Annotated in this window: 13 protein-coding genes; 6 read left to right on the forward strand and 7 right to left on the reverse strand. The window is 71.8% G+C overall.

Features of this window, described 5'->3' with window-relative positions; genetic code table 11:
- Positions 1–18 precede the first annotated feature (18 nt).
- Positions 19–999, reverse strand: coding sequence for a 2-dehydropantoate 2-reductase (locus WMF12_RS09515; protein WP_437870102.1), 981 nt, complete (start codon positions 997–999; stop codon positions 19–21).
- Positions 1,000–1,218: 219 nt separating this feature from the next.
- Between WMF12_RS09515 and WMF12_RS09520 the strand changes: the two genes are divergently transcribed.
- Entirely contained in the window at positions 1,219–2,409 is a 1,191-nt protein-coding gene (locus WMF12_RS09520) for an SMP-30/gluconolactonase/LRE family protein (protein WP_437870103.1), read from the forward strand.
- 204 nt (positions 2,410–2,613) lie between these two features.
- Entirely contained in the window at positions 2,614–4,020 is a 1,407-nt protein-coding gene (locus WMF12_RS09525; RefSeq protein ID WP_437870104.1) for a hypothetical protein, read from the forward strand.
- Between the two features lie 83 nt (positions 4,021–4,103).
- Here WMF12_RS09525 and WMF12_RS09530 read toward each other — a convergent pair whose 3' ends face one another.
- Entirely contained in the window at positions 4,104–4,529 is a 426-nt protein-coding gene (locus WMF12_RS09530; RefSeq protein ID WP_437870105.1) for a putative metal-binding motif-containing protein, read from the reverse strand.
- Between the two features lie 241 nt (positions 4,530–4,770).
- Between WMF12_RS09530 and WMF12_RS09535 the strand changes: the two genes are divergently transcribed.
- Complete coding sequence (locus tag WMF12_RS09535; protein ID WP_437870106.1) at positions 4,771–6,012, forward strand: radical SAM protein; 1,242 nt, start codon at positions 4,771–4,773, stop codon at positions 6,010–6,012.
- 18 nt (positions 6,013–6,030) lie between these two features.
- Positions 6,031–6,852 (forward strand): metallophosphoesterase, encoded by an 822-nt coding sequence (locus WMF12_RS09540; protein WP_437870107.1) that lies wholly within the window; start codon positions 6,031–6,033, stop codon positions 6,850–6,852.
- 47 nt (positions 6,853–6,899) lie between these two features.
- On the opposite strand, the gene WMF12_RS09545 is transcribed toward WMF12_RS09540, so the two are convergent.
- Positions 6,900–7,685, reverse strand: a complete 786-nt coding sequence (locus WMF12_RS09545) for a hypothetical protein (protein WP_437870108.1) — start codon at positions 7,683–7,685, stop codon at positions 6,900–6,902.
- Positions 7,686–7,989: 304 nt separating this feature from the next.
- Between WMF12_RS09545 and WMF12_RS09550 the strand changes: the two genes are divergently transcribed.
- Both WMF12_RS09550 and WMF12_RS09555 read left to right on the forward strand, forming a co-directional pair.
- Positions 7,990–9,660 carry a glycoside hydrolase family 30 protein gene (locus WMF12_RS09550; protein ID WP_437870109.1) on the forward strand — a complete coding sequence of 557 codons (1,671 nt, stop codon included), beginning with the start codon at positions 7,990–7,992 and terminating at the stop codon, positions 9,658–9,660.
- A gap of 158 nt (positions 9,661–9,818) precedes the next feature.
- On the forward strand, positions 9,819–13,169 hold the full coding sequence (locus WMF12_RS09555; protein ID WP_437870110.1) for a HEAT repeat domain-containing protein: 3,351 nt from the start codon (positions 9,819–9,821) through the stop codon (positions 13,167–13,169).
- Between the two features lie 32 nt (positions 13,170–13,201).
- On the opposite strand, the gene WMF12_RS09560 is transcribed toward WMF12_RS09555, so the two are convergent.
- The 4 genes from WMF12_RS09560 to WMF12_RS09575 form a co-directional block, all read right to left on the reverse strand.
- Entirely contained in the window at positions 13,202–14,098 is an 897-nt protein-coding gene (locus tag WMF12_RS09560; RefSeq protein WP_437870111.1) for a sterol desaturase family protein, read from the reverse strand.
- A 32-nt stretch (positions 14,099–14,130) separates the two neighbouring features.
- Positions 14,131–15,225, reverse strand: coding sequence for a 2Fe-2S iron-sulfur cluster-binding protein (locus WMF12_RS09565; RefSeq protein WP_437870112.1), 1,095 nt, complete (start codon positions 15,223–15,225; stop codon positions 14,131–14,133).
- Positions 15,226–15,379: 154 nt separating this feature from the next.
- Positions 15,380–16,300, reverse strand: a complete 921-nt coding sequence (locus WMF12_RS09570; RefSeq protein WP_437870113.1) for a LysR family transcriptional regulator — start codon at positions 16,298–16,300, stop codon at positions 15,380–15,382.
- Positions 16,301–16,420: 120 nt separating this feature from the next.
- On the reverse strand, positions 16,421–19,441 hold the full coding sequence (locus WMF12_RS09575) for a carboxypeptidase regulatory-like domain-containing protein (RefSeq protein ID WP_437870114.1): 3,021 nt from the start codon (positions 19,439–19,441) through the stop codon (positions 16,421–16,423).
- Positions 19,442–19,831 lie beyond the last annotated feature (390 nt).

Consider the following 19,831-nt stretch of genomic DNA (forward strand, 5'->3'; position numbering starts at 1 on the left):
GCAGGGGCCAAGGGAGGATCATCCGGCATACAGGCCGCGCGTGCGGCCGCACAGGCGCACGAGGCCGAGCAAGCCGTCGATGGTCGGCGTCGGCACGCCGGTCAGCTCGCCGATCTCGTGGACCACGGTCACCAGCGCGTCGATCTCCAGCGACTTGCCCGCTTCCGCGTCCTGCAGCATCGATGTCTTGAACGCGCCGAGCCTGCGCGTGACCTCCATCCGGTCTTCTCCGCTCTGCGCGATCGGGCAACCGATCCTCTCGCCGATCGCCGCCGCTTCCTGCATCGCCTGGAGACAGAAGCCGCGCACCAGCGGATCGTCCAGTATCCGATCGCACGTCGCACCGGTGAGCACCGACACCGGGTTCATCGTCATGTTGCCCCACAGCTTGTACCAGATGTCGGTCCGGATATCGGCGCTGGCCTCGGCCTCGAAGCCGGCGCGCTGCAGCAGCTCGACCAGCGCGCCCACCCGGTCCGAAGGTCCGCCGGCCGGCTCGCCGAGGAGCAGGCGGTTGCCGAGGCCGGCGCGCACCAGCCCCGGTTCCGGGCTGGAACCCGACAGATGCACGACGCAGCCGACCACCTGGCGGAGCCCGATGGCGCGCGGCACGACATCGCCCGGGTCGAGCGAGCGGAGCCGAGCGCCGGCATACGGCACGTTCTCGGGCGCGAAGAACCACCACGGCACGCCGTTCATCGCGGGGACGACGATCGTGTCCTGGCGGAGCAGCGGCGCGACGCGCGCGGCGACGTCGGCCAGCGCGGTGGCCTTGACCGCGATGATCACGACGTCCTGCGCGCCGAGCGCGGCCGGATCCTCTGCAGCGCGGATCGGCACGCGGGTGATCTCTCCATCGACCTGCAGCAGCAGGCCGCGCTCCTGCAAGGCGGCGAGGTTCTCTCCGCGCGCGACGGCGCTGACGTCGCAGCCGGCCGTGGCCAGCCGGGCCCCGAGCAAACCGCCGATGGATCCGAAGCCGTAAACAGCAATTTTCATGATGTCCATGCATCCTATCGTCGTGGACCGCCGGTTGCCTCCTCGCCTGCCGCCGCCGTTCACGGCGCACCGCGGCGCGCCGGTCCTTGGCCTGCGCGGAGCGCGCGATCGAGGCGCTGTGCCGCTCGGTCACCTCGGCCCTTGCGGCGCGAGGCGAGCTGACGATGATGAGCGCGCCCGATCGGCACACCATCCGGGGGCGCTTGGAGGCACTTGCTTATGAAGATCAGGTACTCGCTCGTTGTTTCTTGGATCGTGCTCGTTGCGGCGAACGGCTGTGGCGGCGGCGACGACCCGCTCCAGTCGGAGGGCGGGGGCGGAGCCTCCAGCGGCGCTGGAGCTGGCGGCTCGAGCGGCTCCACGGGCAGCGTGGGCGCCACGAGCTCCAGCGGCACCAGCGCGGGCAGCGCGGGCTCGGGCAGCGCTGCGGCGACGAGCGGCAGCGGGGGCGACGCGGCGGGGAGTGGCAGCGGCAGCGGCGGCGCCGGGGCGGGCGGCGCCGGGGCGGGCGGCGGTGATGACGTGTCGGCCGTCTGCCCGGGCGGCCCGTACGCGGCCGATCCGGTGCCGGCGAACGGCAGGGCGCAGCTGGTGAGAGGGGGGTTCACGTACGTCGAGGGCCCGGTCTGGGTCGCCGAGCTCGGGGCGCTGTTCTTCTCGGAGATCAACATGCAGGCGCAGAACGCTCCGCCGCTCAACGGCCCGAAGGCGAAGATCCAGAAGCTCACGCCTCCGAGCACGATCGAGGTGTTCCTCGAGAACAGCGGGACGAACGGGCTGGGCATCCACAGCGACGGGAACCTCATCGCGTGTACCCACGACACGCGCAGCGTCTCCGTGTTCGATCTCGGCACGAAGGCGCGGCGCGAGGTCGCCGGGTCGTACATGGGCAAGCGGTTCAGCTCCCCGAACGATGTCGTCGTGCGGAGCGACGGCAACGTCTACTTCACCGATCCCGATTTTCAGCTCAGCGGCGGCAGGCCGGAGCTGCCGACAGCAGCTTACCGCGTGTCCCCGTCCGGCGCGGTGAGCCTCATCGGCACGCTGGAGACCCCCAACGGCGTCGCGCTCTCGCCGGACGAGAGCGTGCTGTACGTGACCGAGTTCACCCCCGGCCGGATCCATCGCTATCCGCTGAGCGCCGAAGGAGCGCCCGGCGCCTCGTCCAATTTCGCGGCGAACCTGCCGAAGGCCGACGGCATGGGCGTCGACTGCGCGGGCAATCTCTACATCGCGTGGCGCGACGGCGTCGAGGTCCTCGCGCCGAGCGGCGCGAGGCTCGGCACGATCACGGGGATGGGCGAGGTGTCGAACGTCGCGTTCGGCGGGGCCGATCGAAAGACCCTTTACATCACGTCGGGCGCGTCGCTCTATGCGATGGAGATGAACATCCCCGGATACCCTTACTGAACCTTGCTGGATGCAGACCGCCGGTGCTCGGCCGCGCCGGCGTTCCAGCAGCGAGCGCCCGGCGGCTTGCCCCTGCGCGCGAGCGCGCTGTCCAGGAACTCCGTGATGGATTCACCGACGCGGAACACCGAGCGGGCGACAGCGCTTGACCGGTCTGGCGGTCCGGCGTAGGTCACGATAATCGAGGGACTCGAGCCGGTGTACATGGGAGTGGTTGTCGCCGAGACGCTCGCCGCGCAGCACATCGGGCACGACGCCGAAAGCAGCCTCGACGCCGCGCTCGCCCTGGCGACCACGCTGCACGCGCCGGGGCAGCGCGAGCGCTACCGGCGTCTGCTCGACTGCGCGATCGAGCAGGCGGATCGCGCGCTGGCCGCCGCCGAGCAGGAGCGCGCCGCCCTCCAGGAACATGAGGTCGCCGCAGGAAGAGAGCGAATCCTCGCGACGGCGATGGGCGCCCGTTCGACGCTGGCAAGGGCCCACGCGGCGCGGGCGGCAGACGCGCTCCACGGAGCGGGCCAGCTCTCGTTGAGCGCGCAGCGCGCGCCGACGCGCGACGCTTGCGACGACGGCTGGCGGCGCGTGGAGGCGATCGTGGCCGGCGCAGAGGCCTCGGCCCGCGCGGCCGCCATCCGCGCCTCGGAGCTCGAGGGCGGCTCTTCTCGGTCAAAGGTCGCATGCGCGGCGCGCGCGGCGGCTCACGAGGCCGAGGTCGCCGCCCGCGCGGCGCGCAGGATCATCGAGGAGCGAAACCACGCGTATACATTCCACACGGACGGCGGCTTCTCGTTCGGCGAAGGGTGGTACGTCGCCGCGGCCGCCGTCCTCGCGGGCGCGGCGATCCAGGTCGAGCCAGGCAAAGCGGGAACGGCGCAAGCCGAGGCGTTTCTCCGCGATGCAGGCCTGAGCGATCACCTTCAGGCGTACCGCTCGCGCCCGCGCGCGATGAAGCAGACCACGGAGATCGTCGCGCGCGCCTTCAAGGCCGATCCGTCGTCCGCCCAGGGGAGACTTCGCACAGCGTTTCTAGCGGACGCGCCGATTCCGGGATCGGTGATCGCCTGGGTCGATCGCAGGCTCGCGGAAGCGCGCGCGGGAGAGTCACGCCGGAAGAAGGTGCTGCTCTGGATCCGCGAGGGGGTCCACCACCCGCACCGCAACACGACACTCGCCGAGCTGCTCGAGCTGACGGACCTCGTTCAACGCACGGGGCTCGTGCCTGTGCTGACCGGCGACGCCCTTCGAGACGCACAGGTCCCCGAAGGCGCGATCGACATGACGCTCTTCTGGAAGGACCCGACCTTCCGGCAGCTCGACATGCGCCGGGCGCAGCTGCAGTTCTTCGAGCACTTGAAGCGAGCGCACGGCCTCGTCGGTCAGCTCGGCGTCACGACCGCAGGCATGGACGGGCCCGCGCTCATGGGGCTTCCCACGATGTACCTCACCGAGGCGTCGAACGTGCGTATGCGGGAGTGGGTCGGCGCGGTGCCGGGATACCAGGAGATCGTGCGCGAGGGGGGATATCTCGAGCACGTCCGCCGTGCGTTGTCCGAATGGGCGGCGGCTCCGTTTTCGGGAGAGTTCACAGGGAGGCGGGGAGGCGGGGAGTGAAATCCCATCAATCTCCCCGTCTCCCCGTCTCCCCGTCTCCCTGTTCAATTTCTCGTTAAAATGCCAACAAAGTGAGGGGATTGTCAGGAGGCGCCGCCAGCGCCGCCTCCGCCTCCGCCGCCTCCCGCGCCGCCGGTGCCGAGCAGGGTGTCGTCGCCGCTGCAGTCCTGATCGATGCTGTCACCTGCCACGTCCGTCGCGCCGGGGTGGATGTCCGGATTGCCGTCGTCGCAGTCCTCCTCGGGCCCGTAGCCCTCGCATGTCGCCTGGTAGCCGTCGCCGTCGCCGTCGGTCGCGGGCTCGTCACACGGGGGCATGCCGTAGCAGGCCATCAGCGTGACAGCCATCATGCCGCCCGACGCCGCCGCGAGCAGCCGGCCCGCGATCCCGTGGCGCGCCTGCGCGCAGGTGACGCGCTCGGCCGTGGGCGTCGCGCCGCAATGCGGGCAGGCGGAAGCGCCGGGAGGCAAGAAACCATCGCAGCAAGGACAAGCGCCGAGGGTGAGCATGAGGATCTCCGCCTTTGGGCCATGGGGCCGAGCCCTGGCGCGCCTCGGAAGGCCGAGCCAGGGAGGTCAAACCGTCCCCTTCTATGGCAAGGCGCCTCGGCGACGCGCAAGGAAAATGAAGGGGAATGGCGCAGCGGCCCGGCGTGCGCGTGCGCAGGTCACCCCATTCACCATCCCCCCCGCGCGTCGAAAGGGCGCCGGAGAGCAGGAGCCGGCGGCGGAGTTCGCGGTAGGCTCCGGCATGGCGCTGCGCCGTCTCGATGTGGTCCCCGGCGAGTATTACCCGGCGTACGTGGTCTGGGAGCTGACGCTCCGCTGCGATCAGCCCTGCCGGCACTGCGGATCCAGGGCAGGGGCCGCGCGGCCCTCGGAGCTCGGCACCGAGGAGGCGCTGGGCGTGGTGCAGCAGCTCGCGGCGATGGGCGCGCGCGAGGTGGTGCTCATCGGCGGCGAAGCCTACCTGCACGACGGCTTTCTGGAGATCATCGCGGCGCTCAAGGCCGCGGGCGTGCGGCCGACCATGACGACCGGAGGGCGGGGGATCACGGCGGAGATCTCGGTGCAGATGAAGGAGGCCGGCCTGCACAGCGTCTCGGTCAGCGTCGACGGGCTGGAGCGCGCCCACGACCTCATCCGCAAGGCCCCGGGCAGCCACCGGAGCGCGCTCGCGGCGCTCGGGCACCTCCGGGGCGCGGGGCTGCTCACCGCGGCCAACACCAACCTCAACCGGGTGAACCAGGGCGACCTCGAGGCGCTCTACGACCTGCTCCGGGAGCAGGGGATCACGGCGTGGCAGGTGCAGATCACCGCGGCGCTCGGCCGCGCGGCCGACCGGCCGGCGATGCTGCTCCAGCCCTACGATCTGCTCGACGTGCTCCCGCGCATCGCCGAGCTGAAGCGGCGGGCCTTCCGGGACGGGATCACGGTGATGCCCGGCAACAACCTGGGCTACTTCGGCCCGGAGGAGGCGCTCCTGCGCTCGCTGCGCGAGGGCGGCCGCGACCACTTTCGCGGCTGTCAGGCCGGGAAGCTGGTGCTGGGGATCGAGTCCGACGGCGCGGTGAAGGGCTGCCCGTCGCTCCAGAGCGACGCCTACGTGGGCGGCGATCTGCGCGGGCGCGCGCTCCAGGAGATCTGGGACGAGGCGCCGCGGCTCGCGTTCGCGCGGGCGCGCACGGCCGACGATCTCTGGGGTTTCTGCCGGAGCTGCGCGTTCGCGGAGGTGTGCATGGGCGGGTGCACCTTCACGGCGCACGCGCTCTTCGGGCGGCCGGGGAACAACCCGTACTGCCACTTCCGCGCGCGCACGCTGGCCGCGCAGGGCAAGCGCGAGCGCCTCGTGCCCGCCGCGCCGGCCGCGGGGAGGCCGTTCGACAACGGGCTGTTCGAGCTCGTGCTGGAGGATCTCGACGGTCCCGATCCCGGGCGCGATTCCCCGGAGCGGCTGGTCCAGCTCACGCGCAAGCCGCGGCCCTCCAGCTGAGTTTGCTAAGGTTCCGAAATGGTCCGACCGGTCACCCGCCGAGCCTTCCTCCACGCCAGCTGTTGCGCTGCAGGGATTGCCGCCTTCGATGGGATCGCCATCGAACCTTCCTGGCTCGATGTCGCCGAGCACGATGTCCCCATCCCGCGGCTCCCGGCCGCGCTCCAGGGGTTTCGGATCGCTCACCTCTCTGACATCCACCTGCGCGCGCTGGGCAGTGTCCACGAGAAGGCCATCGACGCCATCCGCGGGCTGGCGCCTGATCTCGTCGTGCTGACCGGCGACTCGATCGAGGGCGAGGGCTCGCTCGGCGTGCTGGAGGAGTTCTGCCGCAGCCTCGCCGCGCCGGGGCGTGAGGTCCTCGCCACCGTCGGCAACTGGGAACACTGGGGGCACGTCCCCTTGCAAAGGCTGAGCGAGGTGTACGCGCGCGCCGGAGCCAGGCTCCTCGGGAACGAGTCGGTGCTGCTGAAGCGCGGCGTCTCCATCGTCGCGACGGACGATTTCTGCAGCGGGAACGCCGACCTGCGAGCCGCCCTGGCGAGGGTGCCGTCCGCTCCGGTTCGGCTCTTTCTCACGCATGAGCCCGGCGTCTTCGAGACGCTCCCTCCCGGCGCGCCGCGCTTCGATCTGGGCCTCGCGGGGCATACGCATGGAGGACAGATCCGAGCGCTCGGAACAGCGGTGTGGGTTCCGCCTGGATCAGGCCGATTTCGCTCGGGCATGTACGACACGGCCCATGGCAGGGTGTACGTGAGCCGCGGTGTCGGCACAAGCGTCCTTCCTGTGCGGTTCACATGTCGGCCAGAGCTCCCCGTGTACCGGCTGATCGCCGGGTGACGCCCTGCCCGACGACGGATGGCCGGGGGTGAGCCGCCCGGAGGCCGTCAGTCGCGCTTCGGTTCTGCGGAGAGCGCGTCCAGGCGGCACACGACCGACAGAGAGAGCCCCACCTCCAGCAGCGAGATGGGCCGCTGCTCGATGGCCCCCGGCGGCGCGCAGTCCACCAGCAGGAGCGGCGCCGACGCGGCCTGCGCCGCCTCCGCGAACGATCGCGCCCTCCGGAGCCATTGCTCGGTCAGCTGCGCGCGGTGCCCCTCCGGCTCCTTCACCTCGGCCCGAGGCTGCCCGAAGGTGGCCCCGCGCCGCCCGTCCTTCGCAGCCTGCACCGCGGCGCTCACCTCGCGCCTGACCTGCGCCATGGCTGCGGCCAGCCGGCTCCTCGCCCAGAAGTCGAGCTCTGGGGCGAGGCGCACCTCGATCACGCCGTCGACAGCGGCCGATACGGCGTCGCCCTCGCTCTCCGCCTTGTCGGTGAAGACCGTGCTGAACGACGCGCCCAGCATCCTCACCGTGGATGCGCCGCCGGTCGCCTCCTTGAACTGCCGCTCGAGGTTCTCCACCGCGGCCTGCGCCGCGGTGAGGGCGCGCTGCGGATCGGCGTCGGTCTCCTGGAGCGCGAAGCCAAGGACGAGCACGTCGGGGCGGACGACCAGATCGGCCTGGACCGAAGCCCGACTGGGCAACGCGGGCGCGGACGGCATGCTGGGCATGCTCGCCGACGTGGAGCCCAGGCTCGTCGCGTAGGAGGGGGAGAGGGCCGCGCCGGGCGCCGCCCCGGATGCGCCCCCGCAGCCGGCCAGGAGGGCGAGGGCGAAAACCGCGGTTCGCATCGGGGGCCGACGCTAACACGCGCATCGAAACCCAGCAATCGTACGGCCGGGTTGGATCTGCTGTGCACGATCTGGAACGCGTGCCGCCGTGCCATCCGCGACGTCGACGCGGACCTTCGGCACGGGAGGCGTGACGCGAGCGCATGGCGCGTGCGTGCGCCGGGTCATCGACGTGGAGCTTGCCGCCTTTTATCCCACCCGACCGATCACCGTCGGGCCTTCTGGGCATATAGGACGGCCACTTTCTGACGCCTGCTGCAGGCGCCGCCAAGGGGTTGCACCCCTGGGATGGAGGATTTTTGTGATGAACAGGGCACGAGCTTCGACCGCCGGCATATTGCTCGCGTTTCTCTTGGTGGGTTGCGGTTCTTCGAGCGGCCCGGAAGAACCCGAGAGCTCGGGCGGCCCGGGTGCGGGTGCGGGCAGTAGCGGGAGCGGAAACGCGAGCGGGAGCGGGAGCGGAAACGCGAGCGGGAGCGGAAACGCGAGCGGGAGCGGAAACGCGAGCGGGAGCGGGACGGCAGGCAGCGGCGCGGGGACGGGCGGCTCGACCGGTTCGGACGGTGCGGGCGGCGATCCGGGCGGAGACGGCGGCGGCGGCTCGTCTTCCGGTACCGGCGGCGGTGAGCCCGACGTTGTCGAGCCCACGCTGATCACCTCGGGCGCGAACGAGTACTGGAAGATCGGGACGCCGACGGAGGTGACGAGCGGCAATGCCGACGTGACCGTCGATGACGCGGCAACGCAGCAGCGATGGGATGGCTTCGGCGGCTCCTTCAACGAGATGGGATGGAACATGCTCTCGATGCTCAGCGAGGCTGAGCGGCAGCGAGCCATCAAGCTTCTCTTCGACAAGAACGAGGGCGCAGGGTTCGCCTACGGGCGCATCCCCATGGGGGCCAGCGACTATGCGATGGACCGCTATAGCCTCAACGAGAAGAAAGATGATTTCACGATGGAGAGCTTCTCCATCGCGCGGGACAAGGAGAAACTGATCCCGTACATCAAGGCGGCGCTCGCCGTCAGGCCCGGCCTCCACCTCTGGGCCAGCCCCTGGACGCCCCCCACCTGGATGAAGAGCAACGGCGCCTTCGATGGTGGCAAGATGAAGGACGACGCGAACACCCTGAAGGCGCATGCCCTCTACTTCGCGAAGTTCGTGGAGGCGTACGCCGCAGAGGGCATGACCATCGAGGCGGTCCACCCCCAGAACGAGCCGACCTACGAGACGAGGTATCCGAGCTGCGCGTGGACGGGGCAGCTCATGGCCAAGTTCATCGGCACCCACCTGGGGCCGCTGTTCGAAGAGCGCGGGATCAAGGCTCAGATCTTCCTCGGCACGATGTCCAACGACGCGGCAGACCCGGGGATCCTCAGCGCCGTGACGGGCGATGCCACCGCGATGAAGTACGTCAAGGGCTTCGGGCTGCAGTGGAACATGCGGGGCAGCGTGAACGGCTTGAAATCGCGGAATATGCCGATCGTGCAAACGGAGCACCAGTGCGGCAACTACAACTGGAACCCTCCGGGCGTGCCAGCGTTCAACCCGAACACGGCAGCGAACGATCACGCCTACGGGCAGGAGAGCTGGGGGCTCATCCGCGACTGGATCAAGGCGGGGGTGAACTCGTACAACGCCTGGAACATGGTGCTGGACCCGGTGGGGAAGAACATCGACTCGCAGCGGCCGTGGCCCCAGAACGCGCTCCTCAACGTGAAAGCCGACACGAAGGAGCTGGTACTGACCCCTGCCTACTACGTCTTCCGCCACGTCTCGCAGTACGTCGATCCTGGAGCGATGCGCGTCAACACGACCGGCGGTGACGCGCTGGCGTTCAAGAACCCTGACGGCAGCATCGTCACGGTCATGTACAACTCGGGCAGCTCCGCGAAGACGACCACCCTCAGCGTGGCCTCCAAGAAGCTCCAGTTCAGCGTTCCTGCCCGCGGATGGGCCACCGTCAACTGGAAGTGAGGCGCGCGCGACCCGACCCGGATCGACCCATCGCGGCCTGAGCCTGTCGACAGCCTCCCGGGAGAGATGAAACCTGAACCGGAGGGTGTCGACGCTCCGGAGCGTCGCCGCGCTCGGCCTTGCGAGCCTCCGGCCCCGGGGCGCTATGATCGCCCTCCATGGATGCCGCTTCCTTCCTCGCCGACATCGAGCCGCTGGCCCACTACGACCGCGTCCGCCGCGTGGTGGAGGTGGGCCGCGCCGCCGCGCGCGGCGACGCCGGCGCAAGCGCGCTCCTTGGGGCGCTCTGGAGCAGCGCTCAGCCCTACGAGCGCCTCCTCGCGCTCATGAGCGTCTACGGCTCGGGCGACGGCGCGCGCGTCGTGGCGGCCGTCTCCGACCCGTCCCGCACCGTGCGGCGGCGGGCATGCCGCATGGTCGCCCGCTTCTGCGACGACGCGCAGGCGCTCGCGGCGCTCGGCGCCCTCCTCGAGCGGCGCACCCTCCGGCGCACCGTCGCCCAGCTCGCGCGGCGCAAGCGACAGGCCGCCGTGGACGCCTTCCTCGGCGCGCGCATGCAGGCGGGGCGCGACCCCCTGATCGTGGATCTGCTCCCGTTCGGCTCCGAGGCGCTCGTGTCGGCGCACCGGCGCGCCATCGACGAGGCGGGCGGCCCGAGCTGCCTCGATCGGCTCGGCGTGAGGCACCCCGCGGCCGCGGCGCGCTGGTTCGGGGAGGCGATCGCCCGCTCCCCGTCCCTCGACGTTCGCCTGCGCTACCGCCTCGCGCCGCTGCTCGTCCCGCTCGCCCGGCGCGCGCCCGACGCGGCGCTGCCGCTGATCCAGGCCCTCTTCGAGCGCGGCGAGGAGCCCTCGTTCCTCGCCGGCTCCCTGCACCTCCTGGCCCGATCGCGCCCGGCCGCCACGTTCGACCTCCTCAAGGCGCGCCACGAGAGCGGGCGACCGGCGCGGCCGCCCGGCGCCTTCGCGGTGGTGCGCTTCGACAAGGGCGCGCCCGCCCTCGGCGCCGAGCGCCTCGAGTACCTCATCCGCCACGCCTGGGGCGCGCTGAGCGACGGCAAGCAGGGCCCGCGGTGGTTCTTGCGGCTCGGCCACGACGACCAGAAGGCCGTCCTCCGGGCCTTCCTGCTCGGAGGGCGCGGGGGCTTCGGCGCCTTCCTGTTCCGCTACGTGAAGGCCGAGTCGGCCGAGGAGCAGGCGCTCCGGGAGCGGGCCTTCGAGCGCTGGTCCTGCGCGGCGCAGGCCGCCGACGGCTCGATCGCGCCCGAGGTGCTCGACGCGCTGCCCCGCGACCTGCGCGAGCGCGAGGCGAGGCGGCACCTCTCGAGCTGCCCGTCGCTCGTCTCGAAGCCGGAGCGGCGGATGAGCTACGCGCGCCTCCTGTCCTTCGCCGAGGCCAGGGAGGTGCTCGCGCCGCTCCTCGGGCACCCGGAGGGCGACGAGCGGGCGAAGGCGCAGGCGCTGCTCCTCGCGAGCGTCCTGCACGACCGGGGCGCGCTCGCGGACGCCCTCGCGAACGTGCGCGCCCGCAAGTTCGAGCAGGATCCGGTGCGGCGGGCGATGATCGGCGCCCTCGCCGCGCTGCCGCTCGGCCGGTTCGCGCAGGAGCACCTGGAGGCCGTGGGCGCCGTGGCGCAGGACGCGCTCGACGCCGCGGATCTGTCCCACGCCACGGCCTCGGCCGTGGAGCGGCTCGTGGTCCGCCTGTTCCGCATCGACGGGGCGTGGGGGGCGCGCTGGATCGCGAAGATCCTCGCGGTGCGCGGCTCGGTCTCGACCGCGGGGCTAGGGGAGGGGCTGACCCGCGCGGAGGCCGAGCGGCTCAGCCCGGCGCTCGCGCAGCTCGCGGGCGCGTGGTGCACGGGTGAGCGGGCAGGGGCGGTGCTCTCGCTCGCGCAGAGCCTCGGCATCCGCCTCAAGGTGGTCACGCCGCTGCTCGAGGCGCTCGAGCGGCTGTCCCGCGAGCTCCCGTTCGTCGGCGTCGCTGCGGGCGCGCTCGGCCTCCTGCGCGCCCACGACAGGCCGCGGTTCGCGCGGCTCGTGCCCGCGCTGCTGCGCGAGGACAGGAGCTTCGTGCTGATCGGCGCCGTCGCCCGGCACGTGAGCCAGAAGCGCCAGGATCTCCTGGACCCCCTGCTGGACCGGGCGCAGCCCATGACCGGCAGGTTCGCGACGGGCAAGACGCGCTGGGTGCTCGATTTCGGCGGGGGCCACGGCCGCTGGACGGCGAGGCAGCAGGAAAAGTACGCCGCCGGCCTCCGCGCGCTGCTCGGCGACGAGACCAGCGACGTCCCCACGCTGCGGTTCGCGCTCTCCACGCTGGTCCGGCTCGCGTACGTCGACGCGTCGGCGATCACCCCGTTCGCCTCGGATCCGAGGCCGCCCCTTCGCGAGATGGCCATCCGGGGCCTGCCGTGGCTCGACGCAGGCCAGGGCGTCCCCGTCCTGATCGAGTGCCTGGGCGACGATCGCGCGCGCTGGGCGATCTACGCGCTCCGGAAGGCGTTCGCGGAGATGTCCCGGGAGCGGGTGCTCGCCGAGCTCCGGGCGGTGCCGACCACGAAGGTGACCGTGGCCAAGGAGGTCGTGCGCCTGCTCGGCGAGCTGGGCGGCGACGACGCCTACCGGGACCTGCTCCGGCTGGACGCCCCGAAGACCCACCGCGACGTGCGGATCGCGCTGCTCCGGGCGCTCTGGGACCACCTGGACAAGCCCGAGACCTGGGACGTCTTCGGCCGCGCCGCGCGGGATCCCGACTGGATCGTGGCCTCGAAGCTCGCGGACGTCCCGCTCGGCAGGCTGTCGACCGAGGCCGAGCGGCGCGTGGTGGACCTGCTCGCCGCGATCCTCGGGCGGGCAGAGCCGGAGGCGCGGCTCGACCTGCTGCGGCGCGCCGCGCACCTGCCGCTCCGGGACGAGGCGCGAGCGCTCTTCCGCCGGCTGCTCGAGCACATGGCCGCGCCTGCGCCCGAGGAGGCGGCGGAGGCGCTGTCCGCGGCGCTCGCCAGGATGCAGCCGGGGGAGGTCGCGATCGTCGTCCAGCGGCTCGCGGAGCTCTTGCCGAGGCGCCGGCACCTCGTGGCGTTCCTGCCCGCGCTCTCGGCGCGGCTGGGCTCGTACGCCGCGAAGCACCACGTCGCCGTCGGCGAGGGGCTGCTCGCCGCGCTCAAGGCGGACGCTCTGGCCGTGCCCCAGTACCTGGGGCTCGCGGCGCGCCTCCTTCCCTGGCAGGCGCTCATTGAGCTCGGCCGGCGGGACCTCCTGCACCACGACGCGATGGTCGCGGCGATGGCCGCGGTGCACGGCTGCGTCCACCCGTCGCAGCTCGAGCAGGAGCTCCGGGCGAGCCCCGATCCGCGGCTGCGCCGGCTCGCGCTGGAGGCGCTCGTGCAGGCGGCGTCGCCGAAGAACGGCTGGACGGCGGACCGGCGCGAGCTGCTGGCAGAGCGCTACCGGAAGGACCCGTCCCCCGCCGTGGCGGGGCCGGCGTCGTTCATCATGCCGCCGTGAGGCGGCGCGCGGGGGCGAGCCCCTGGCAGGGCTCACCTCACGACGACAGCGCAGCCATCGGCGGTGTAAATCACCGCCTCTGCCATGGGGAGATCGGCCTCCGGTGGCGTCGGTTCGATCGGCCGGCGACGAGCCGACTTCTTCGTCGAGCGCACGAACGGCCAGAAGAGCTGCTCGGCCCAGGGCTCGACCGGCGCGCCCTCGGGGAGCCCGAAGCCCTCCTGGCGCGCGTGCGGGATCATGAGCGTGCCATGGATCCAATCGAAGCAAATGAGGGCGGCGCCATAGTTCTTCGTGGCATTGCCGAAGCGGCCCACCCCGTGGTGCACATGGTGCGTGTCGGGCAGTGAGACGATGCGCTCGAGGACCCGCATGGCAGGGCGCGTGAAGCGGCTCTGCTGGAGGTGCAGGTCCCAGCGGAGATCGCTGTGCTCCACCAGCACGATCAGCGTCCTGAAGGCCAATGCCACGACATAGGCGCCAGGGTGGCCGAGCCAGACGACGAGCGGGGCCATCCACATGCCCGGCAACAGGACATCCCATAGCCAGTTTTCCCGGTACGTGACCGCGATGTTCATGTTGCGCGGCACGTGGTGCGGCTTGTGGATCCGCCAGAGCCAGGGCCACTCATGGCTCTTGCGGTGTACCCAGTAGATCCCGTACTCATCGAGGAGCACGTAGATCGGGAACACCAGCCAGGAGCTCACGCCGGCGAGCGCGCCCTCGGAGCCGGGCCAGAGCGCCCCGAGCGCCCAGGTCACGGCGACGAAGGACGCGCCGCGGATCACGAGGTAGACGCCGACGGACACGAGGCTCGCGCCGAGCTCCCGCATGGTGAGCACGCCTGTGCGCCGATACAGGCCGAGCGCGAGCTCGAGGGCGGCAAAGAGCGCGAGGAAGACGAGGACGAACACCGTGCTGTGGAGCATGAGGGCTCTCCTTTCGAGCGTCGTGGCCGGGCTCAGGCAACCGCAGCGGCGGCGCGGGCCACCGAGCCGCGGTCCAGGAATCTATCGTGATGCAAGTGCATCGGCGGGATCTCGCCGCGCAGCACGTCGAGCACGGCGTCGATCATCCCGGGCGGCCCGCACACGTAGGCCGCGCAATCGGCGTGGCCCGCGGCGACCTCACGGAGGTGGTCGGTGACGTGCCCCTTCCGCCCTGTCCAGCTCGAGCCTTCGGGCTCGTGCGAGAGCACGGGTAGGAAGACGAATCGACCTCGCCATCGCTCCTTGATCGAGGCGATGGCGTCGAGCGCATAGAGATCCTGCCGGGCGCGCGCGCCGACGACCAGCGTCACGTCGCGGGCGAGCCCATCCGAGAGCCCCTGCTCCAGGATCGCCTTGATCGGAGAGAGCCCCGTGCCTCCTGCCACGCAGAGGAGCGGCCGATCGGCCTCGTGATAGCGGAAGCTGCCGTGGGGCCCCGAGAAGCGAAGGCGCGCGCCCGTGCGATCGGCCCCGAAGAGCCAACCGGTGAAGGCGCCGCCCGGCACGTGGCGGATATGAAAGAGCGCCCTGCGCGGCGAGGCCCGATCCGGCGCCTCGGCGAACGAGTAACAGCGCGGCTCGCCGAGCCCCGGGGCGCCGGGAACCGTGAGCTGCGCATACTGCCCGGCCACGTAGCGGACGTCCGCGGCGAGGTCGACCTCGAGCGCGAGGACGCTGGGCGCGAGCCGCGTCACGCGCGCGACGCTCGCGTCGATCTGCACCGGCGCTCGATCCGTCGAGCGCCCGCGGCCCATCCCCGGGACCTCGACCGCCACGTCCTCCGACACGGCCAGGCTCTGGCAGGCGAGGACGAAGCCGGCAGAGATCTCCTCGGGCGCGACGTGGCGCGAGATATCGCTCTTGAGGCGGATATGCCCCTTGATGAGGCGGCACTTGCAGGTGCCGCACTCGCCCACGCTGCACATGTGTGGAAACGGGATGTTCCCGCGCACGGCTGCGCTGAGCAGCGTTTCCCCGGCCTCGATACGGGCCGCGCGATCGCTGCCCAGGATATGGAGGGTCCCGGCTCGACCCCTCGTCCGGCCGCCGAATGAGATGGCTTTCACGATGTCATGGCTCCCTGTTGCACGTGGCTTCATGGAGGCGGCCCCCGAAAAGCCCAATCAGGAAATGGTATGAGGCAGATTGCCGGCGTGAATATTCCTCCGAATCCATGGCGGCCCGCCTCTTTTCCGGCCGAGCCCGCCCGCATGGGACGCGTCAGACGCGGCTGCAGAGCTCGATGAGGGATCGCCGGAGCCACTCGTGGGCCGGGTCGCCGTCCTGACAGGCATGCCACATCATGAACAGCGGGATCGGCTGGATGGGGAGCGGACAGCTCACCACCCGCACGGGGAAGTGCTGCTCGAACAGCCGCGCCAGGGGGAGCGGCACCGTGCAGACGACGTTCGACTGCGAGACGATGAACGGCATCGAGAGATAGCGGGGGACCTGCACCCGCACGCGCCGCGATCGCCCAACGACGGCCTGAATTTGCTCTGCCAGGTTGGTCTGGCCCTCGCGCGGCTCGATGATCACGTGCTCGAGCGCCATGTACTCGTCGAGGGTCAGCGAGGGGCCCACGGTCGGATGATCCTGGCGCACCAGCGTGACGAACTCGAGGTCGAGCACGCGCGTTCGCCGGAACTCCTCGCCCGGGATGGCGATGTGATCCAGGACGAGCTCGATCTTGCCGAGCCGCATCTCGTTTTGCAGGGAGGTTCCGGGCTCGCGACAGAAATCGAGCCGGACGCGGGCGCCGAGCTGCTCGAGCCACTGCAGAAAACGAGGCAAGAGGAGGGCCTCCCCGATGTCGCTGATCCCCAGCCTGAAGGTACGGCTCGCCGTGCAATCGAAGGCGCCGGTGTGGGCGAGTGATGCCTGGATCAGGTCGAGCGCCTTGCGGATCGGGCCGGCGAGCGCGAGGGCGCGCGGCGTCGGGGCCATCTCCTTGCCGCGGCGCACGATGAGATCGTCGTTGAACAGCAGGCGCAGCCGGTTCAGCGCGCTGCTCACGGCCGGCTGGGTCATGCCGAGGCGCTCGGCCGCCCGCGTCACGTTGCGCTCGGTCAGCACGGCGTCCAGCACGGTGAGCAGGTTCAGGTCCACGGCGCGCAGGCGAGGCAGCGGCGGTGCGTTCATGCGGGGAGGGTAGCGCTGCCCCGACAGACACCCGCCGCTGGGGGCCCGAGCGGCGTGCGCGTACGGTCCATGAAGGAGATCCCCGAGACCTCATGGGCACCGGGAGGTGGCGGCCGGCGCCTACGGTGGCCCGGGCGCGGCCTCGATGCCGCCCTGCCCGACGCCCGGGGGCGGCGGCATCGCCGCGGCCACCAGGGCCACGCGCGCCCCGCGCGAGAGCCCGAGGGTCACCCGGGTCCCCGCGGGCACGCGGAGCAGGGACCCGACCAGATACCCCAGCTTGCCGGTGACATCGTGGCCGTCCACCGAGACGATCACGTCTCCCACCTGCAGGCCCGCCGCCGCGGCCGGACCGTCGCGGCGCACCTCGACCACCTTGTGCGGCCGCATGGCCACATCCATCGGCGACTGGGGCGGCTCGACCGTGAACCCGAGATCGCCGGGAGGCTCGTCCTGCTTCACCCGGCGCTTCGCCATGAACAACCGCCCGACGTCGGTCTCCGCGCCCGGCTGCACATCGACCGGGATCATCGCCGCGTCGAACGCCGAGCTCATCGGATCCGCGGGCATGAGCATGAGCACGAGGGGACCTCTGGGCACGCGGTCGAGGTGAAAATGACCCGCTCCGTCCGTGACCTCGTGCTGCTGCACCGGCGAGGGCGCCATTCCGCCGGCGCGCGGGTACGCGTGCACGGTCACCCCGGCCATGGGCGCGCCGTCCTCCAGGGACACCACCTGACCCCGGAGCGCGACGCGCCCGGCGAGCGTGAGCACCACCCCGCTCCGCTGCTCCCCCTGCGCGAGCGTCACCTCCCCCGTGGCCGTCCCCTCCGGGGCGTCGGCTGCAAGTTCGTACTTGCCCGCCGGCAGGTCGCTCATCGTCCAGGCCCCGTCCGTGAACGCGAAGGACTCGTTCCGGAAGAACGGCGCTTCGCGGCCCGTGACGCGGATCGTGAACTGATCGGGCGGCGCGCCGCCGGGGCTGGAGACGGCGCCGGAGACGGTGCCTGTCTCCTGGATCGTGAGCGTCACGGTGCCGCCGATCTCGACGTGCTCGACGGCGGCACGGCCCCCTCCGCGGCGCTGCGCCTGGACCGTGTACGTGCCCCGGCCCAGGTTCCCGATCACGAACTCCCCGTCGGGATCGGTGAGCACCGGCGCGTGGGGCCCCATGCTCTCCGGCGGCGGGGGCGGAGGGGCCGGGGCGCCCGGCTCGCCCGCGCCCTCGGGCTCCCGCTGGACATTGACGAACGCGTCCGCCACCGGCCTGCTGCTCCCGTCGACGACGCGCCCGTGGATCTCGCCGTTCTGGCGCTCCACGACAAGGCTCACGCGCGCGGCCGCCCCTGCCTTCACGGTGACCGCGACCCCGGGGTCGCCGCCGCCGGCCTGACCTGGCGCCCTCATGGGCATACCCCCCTGCATGGCCCAGATCCGGTACGCGCCCGGCGCGACCCCCTTGATCACGAATGTCCCGTCCGCGAGGGACTTTCTCGGAGGGCCGCCCCACCCGGGCTGCTGCGCGCTCAGCATGACGTCCGCGCCTGCAACGGGGCGGCGGTCCTCGTCGGTCACGGTGCCCTCGACGCTGCCCCCGCCATCCATCACGAGGGTGATCTCGGGAGCGCGCTCATCGACGAGCTCGACCATCACCGGTTCGGGCGGAATGTGATCGTTCGAGTGCGCCATGACCCTGTGCTTGCCAGGGAGGAGCCCCCGGAGCACGAAGCGGCCGTCGTCATCGCTCTGCCCGACGGGGCCGGGCTGCATCGGCTGCATCCCCCCCATGTCGGTCGGGCTCGCGTGGACCATGGCGCGCACAGGTTTGTCCTCTCGGTCCACCACCCGGCCGCGGAGCGACAGCCCGGCGCGGACGGTCCACACGAGTCCCTCGACGTCCGCCTCGCCGACCTCCACGGCGGGGTAGGCCGGCTCCGACGCGTGATCCTGGCAGAGCACCATCACCTGGTACGAGCCGGGCAGCACCCCCTCGAAGCGCGCCGAACCGTCGGCCCCGAGGACCGTCGGGAGCCAGCCGCTCCCTTCGTGAAACAGGGTGACGGAGCCGCTCGCGCAGGGCCCGCCCCCGGGCGCGACCTCCACGCGGCCGGCCACGCTGCTGGCGGGGTGCATCTCGATCACCACCTCGCTCGCGGTCTGGCCGATCCCGAGCACCACGCTCGCGCGCGCCTGGCCATAGCCGCCCGCGGCGCGCGCCGTGGGCTTGTACCGCCCGGGCGGCAGGCCCGGGATGCGGAAGCGCCCCTCCGCGTCGCTCGACACGGGTTTCACCTCCCCGGGGCCCCACCTCTGCGCCATCCCGGGACGGATCGTCGCGCCGGCGATCGGCTCGCCCGACCCCGCCTCGACGACCCGCCCCTCGATCGCCGAGCCGGGCGTCATCAAGATCTCGAGCGGCGGTCCCGGCGCCATGCCGTGCTGCGACCCCTCGGCGTACCCGTCGGCGGTGGCGCGCGCCAGGCAGTATCCCTCCTCGGTCCACGCGGAGAAGGAGCCTTCCGCGTCGGAGCGGGTCACCGCGGCGCCCTGGTGCGACCCCAGGAAGCCATGAATCATGACGAGCGCCCCGGCGATGGGCCCGCCGCTGACGTCCTTGACGTGGCCCCGGACCTCGACGCCGCCGCGGACGAGCGTCAGATCGACGCCGGTGCGCGCCTCTCCCTGGCGGAGATCGAGCCAGCGGGCGCGGTCCGGGGCAGGGGAGGTGTAGCTCGCCGGGCGGTGGCCCGGCGCCGAGGCGAAGATCGTCCAGCGCGCGGGGGAGAGATCCGCGATCTGGTAGCGGCCGTCCTCTCCTGCGGGCGCGCACGTCGGCTCGCCCAGATCGAACGGCGTCAGGCCGCTCGCTCCGCCGCTCGCGCTGGCGCACACCAGCGCTCCGGCGACGGGCGAGCCGGCCGCATTGGCGACCCGCCCCGCGATGCTCCCGAGCGTCGGTGGCGGCGCGTCCCTCGCGCGGAGGCGCCGCGCTCCCCGCGTCGAAGCGGCGCTCGCCGGAGGCGCGGGGCCGTCCGCCGGCGCCCCTCCGGCGCGGAGCCACAACAAGAGGCCCAGGATCCCCGCCGCCGCCAGCCCGAGCACGACAAGGGCAAGCCACCGTCTCGCTTCCGCGCTCTTCATGGCCTGACAGCCCCTCCTTCGTGCATGGCCCCCTGCCGCCGGGATCACTAATCCATCGCGCGCACGCGCGGCGGGCGCTCGTCCTGGGGAGCAGGATGACGGCGCGTTCCCACGGCGGGGCGCGGGTGCTTGCCCTGTTGCCTCATCGAGGGTGTATCGAGCGGCTCGACCCGTCCCGCGACCCCCATAGGCGTTAACCAAGCTGCGCGCCGCGTTCTCCTACATCCGAACGTTTACGCCGTCGTGGTCGTGGTCGTGGTCGTGGTCGTGGTCGTGGTCGTGGTCGTGGTCGTGGTCGTCAACGGTAAGCCGTGAACGACCACGACCACGACCACGACCACGTAAACGTTCGCGTTGGTAAACGATGGTGCGGAGGAGAGGGGCGGGCTT

This window comes from Sorangium sp. So ce363, assembly GCF_051520435.1.
Taxonomy (GTDB): Bacteria; Myxococcota_A; Polyangia; order Polyangiales; family Polyangiaceae; genus Sorangium; species Sorangium cellulosum_B.

Bases quoted from the DNA above. Each gene is read 5' to 3' on its own strand.
- WMF12_RS09545 (WP_437870108.1), bottom strand. From the start codon at position 7,685: ATGCGAACCGCGGTTTTCGCCCTCGCCCTCCTGGCCGGCTGCGGGGGC.
- WMF12_RS09525 (WP_437870104.1), top strand. From the start codon at position 2,614: ATGGGAGTGGTTGTCGCCGAGACGCTCGCCGCGCAGCACATCGGGCAC.
- WMF12_RS09530 (WP_437870105.1), bottom strand. From the start codon at position 4,529: ATGCTCACCCTCGGCGCTTGTCCTTGCTGCGATGGTTTCTTGCCTCCC.
- WMF12_RS09520 (WP_437870103.1), top strand. From the start codon at position 1,219: ATGAAGATCAGGTACTCGCTCGTTGTTTCTTGGATCGTGCTCGTTGCG.
- WMF12_RS09515 (WP_437870102.1), bottom strand. From the start codon at position 999: ATGAAAATTGCTGTTTACGGCTTCGGATCCATCGGCGGTTTGCTCGGG.
- WMF12_RS09550 (WP_437870109.1), top strand. From the start codon at position 7,990: ATGAACAGGGCACGAGCTTCGACCGCCGGCATATTGCTCGCGTTTCTC.
- WMF12_RS09535 (WP_437870106.1), top strand. From the start codon at position 4,771: ATGGCGCTGCGCCGTCTCGATGTGGTCCCCGGCGAGTATTACCCGGCG.
- WMF12_RS09555 (WP_437870110.1), top strand. From the start codon at position 9,819: ATGGATGCCGCTTCCTTCCTCGCCGACATCGAGCCGCTGGCCCACTAC.
- WMF12_RS09575 (WP_437870114.1), bottom strand. From the start codon at position 19,441: ATGAAGAGCGCGGAAGCGAGACGGTGGCTTGCCCTTGTCGTGCTCGGG.
- WMF12_RS09570 (WP_437870113.1), bottom strand. From the start codon at position 16,300: ATGAACGCACCGCCGCTGCCTCGCCTGCGCGCCGTGGACCTGAACCTG.
- WMF12_RS09540 (WP_437870107.1), top strand. From the start codon at position 6,031: ATGGTCCGACCGGTCACCCGCCGAGCCTTCCTCCACGCCAGCTGTTGC.
- WMF12_RS09560 (WP_437870111.1), bottom strand. From the start codon at position 14,098: ATGCTCCACAGCACGGTGTTCGTCCTCGTCTTCCTCGCGCTCTTTGCC.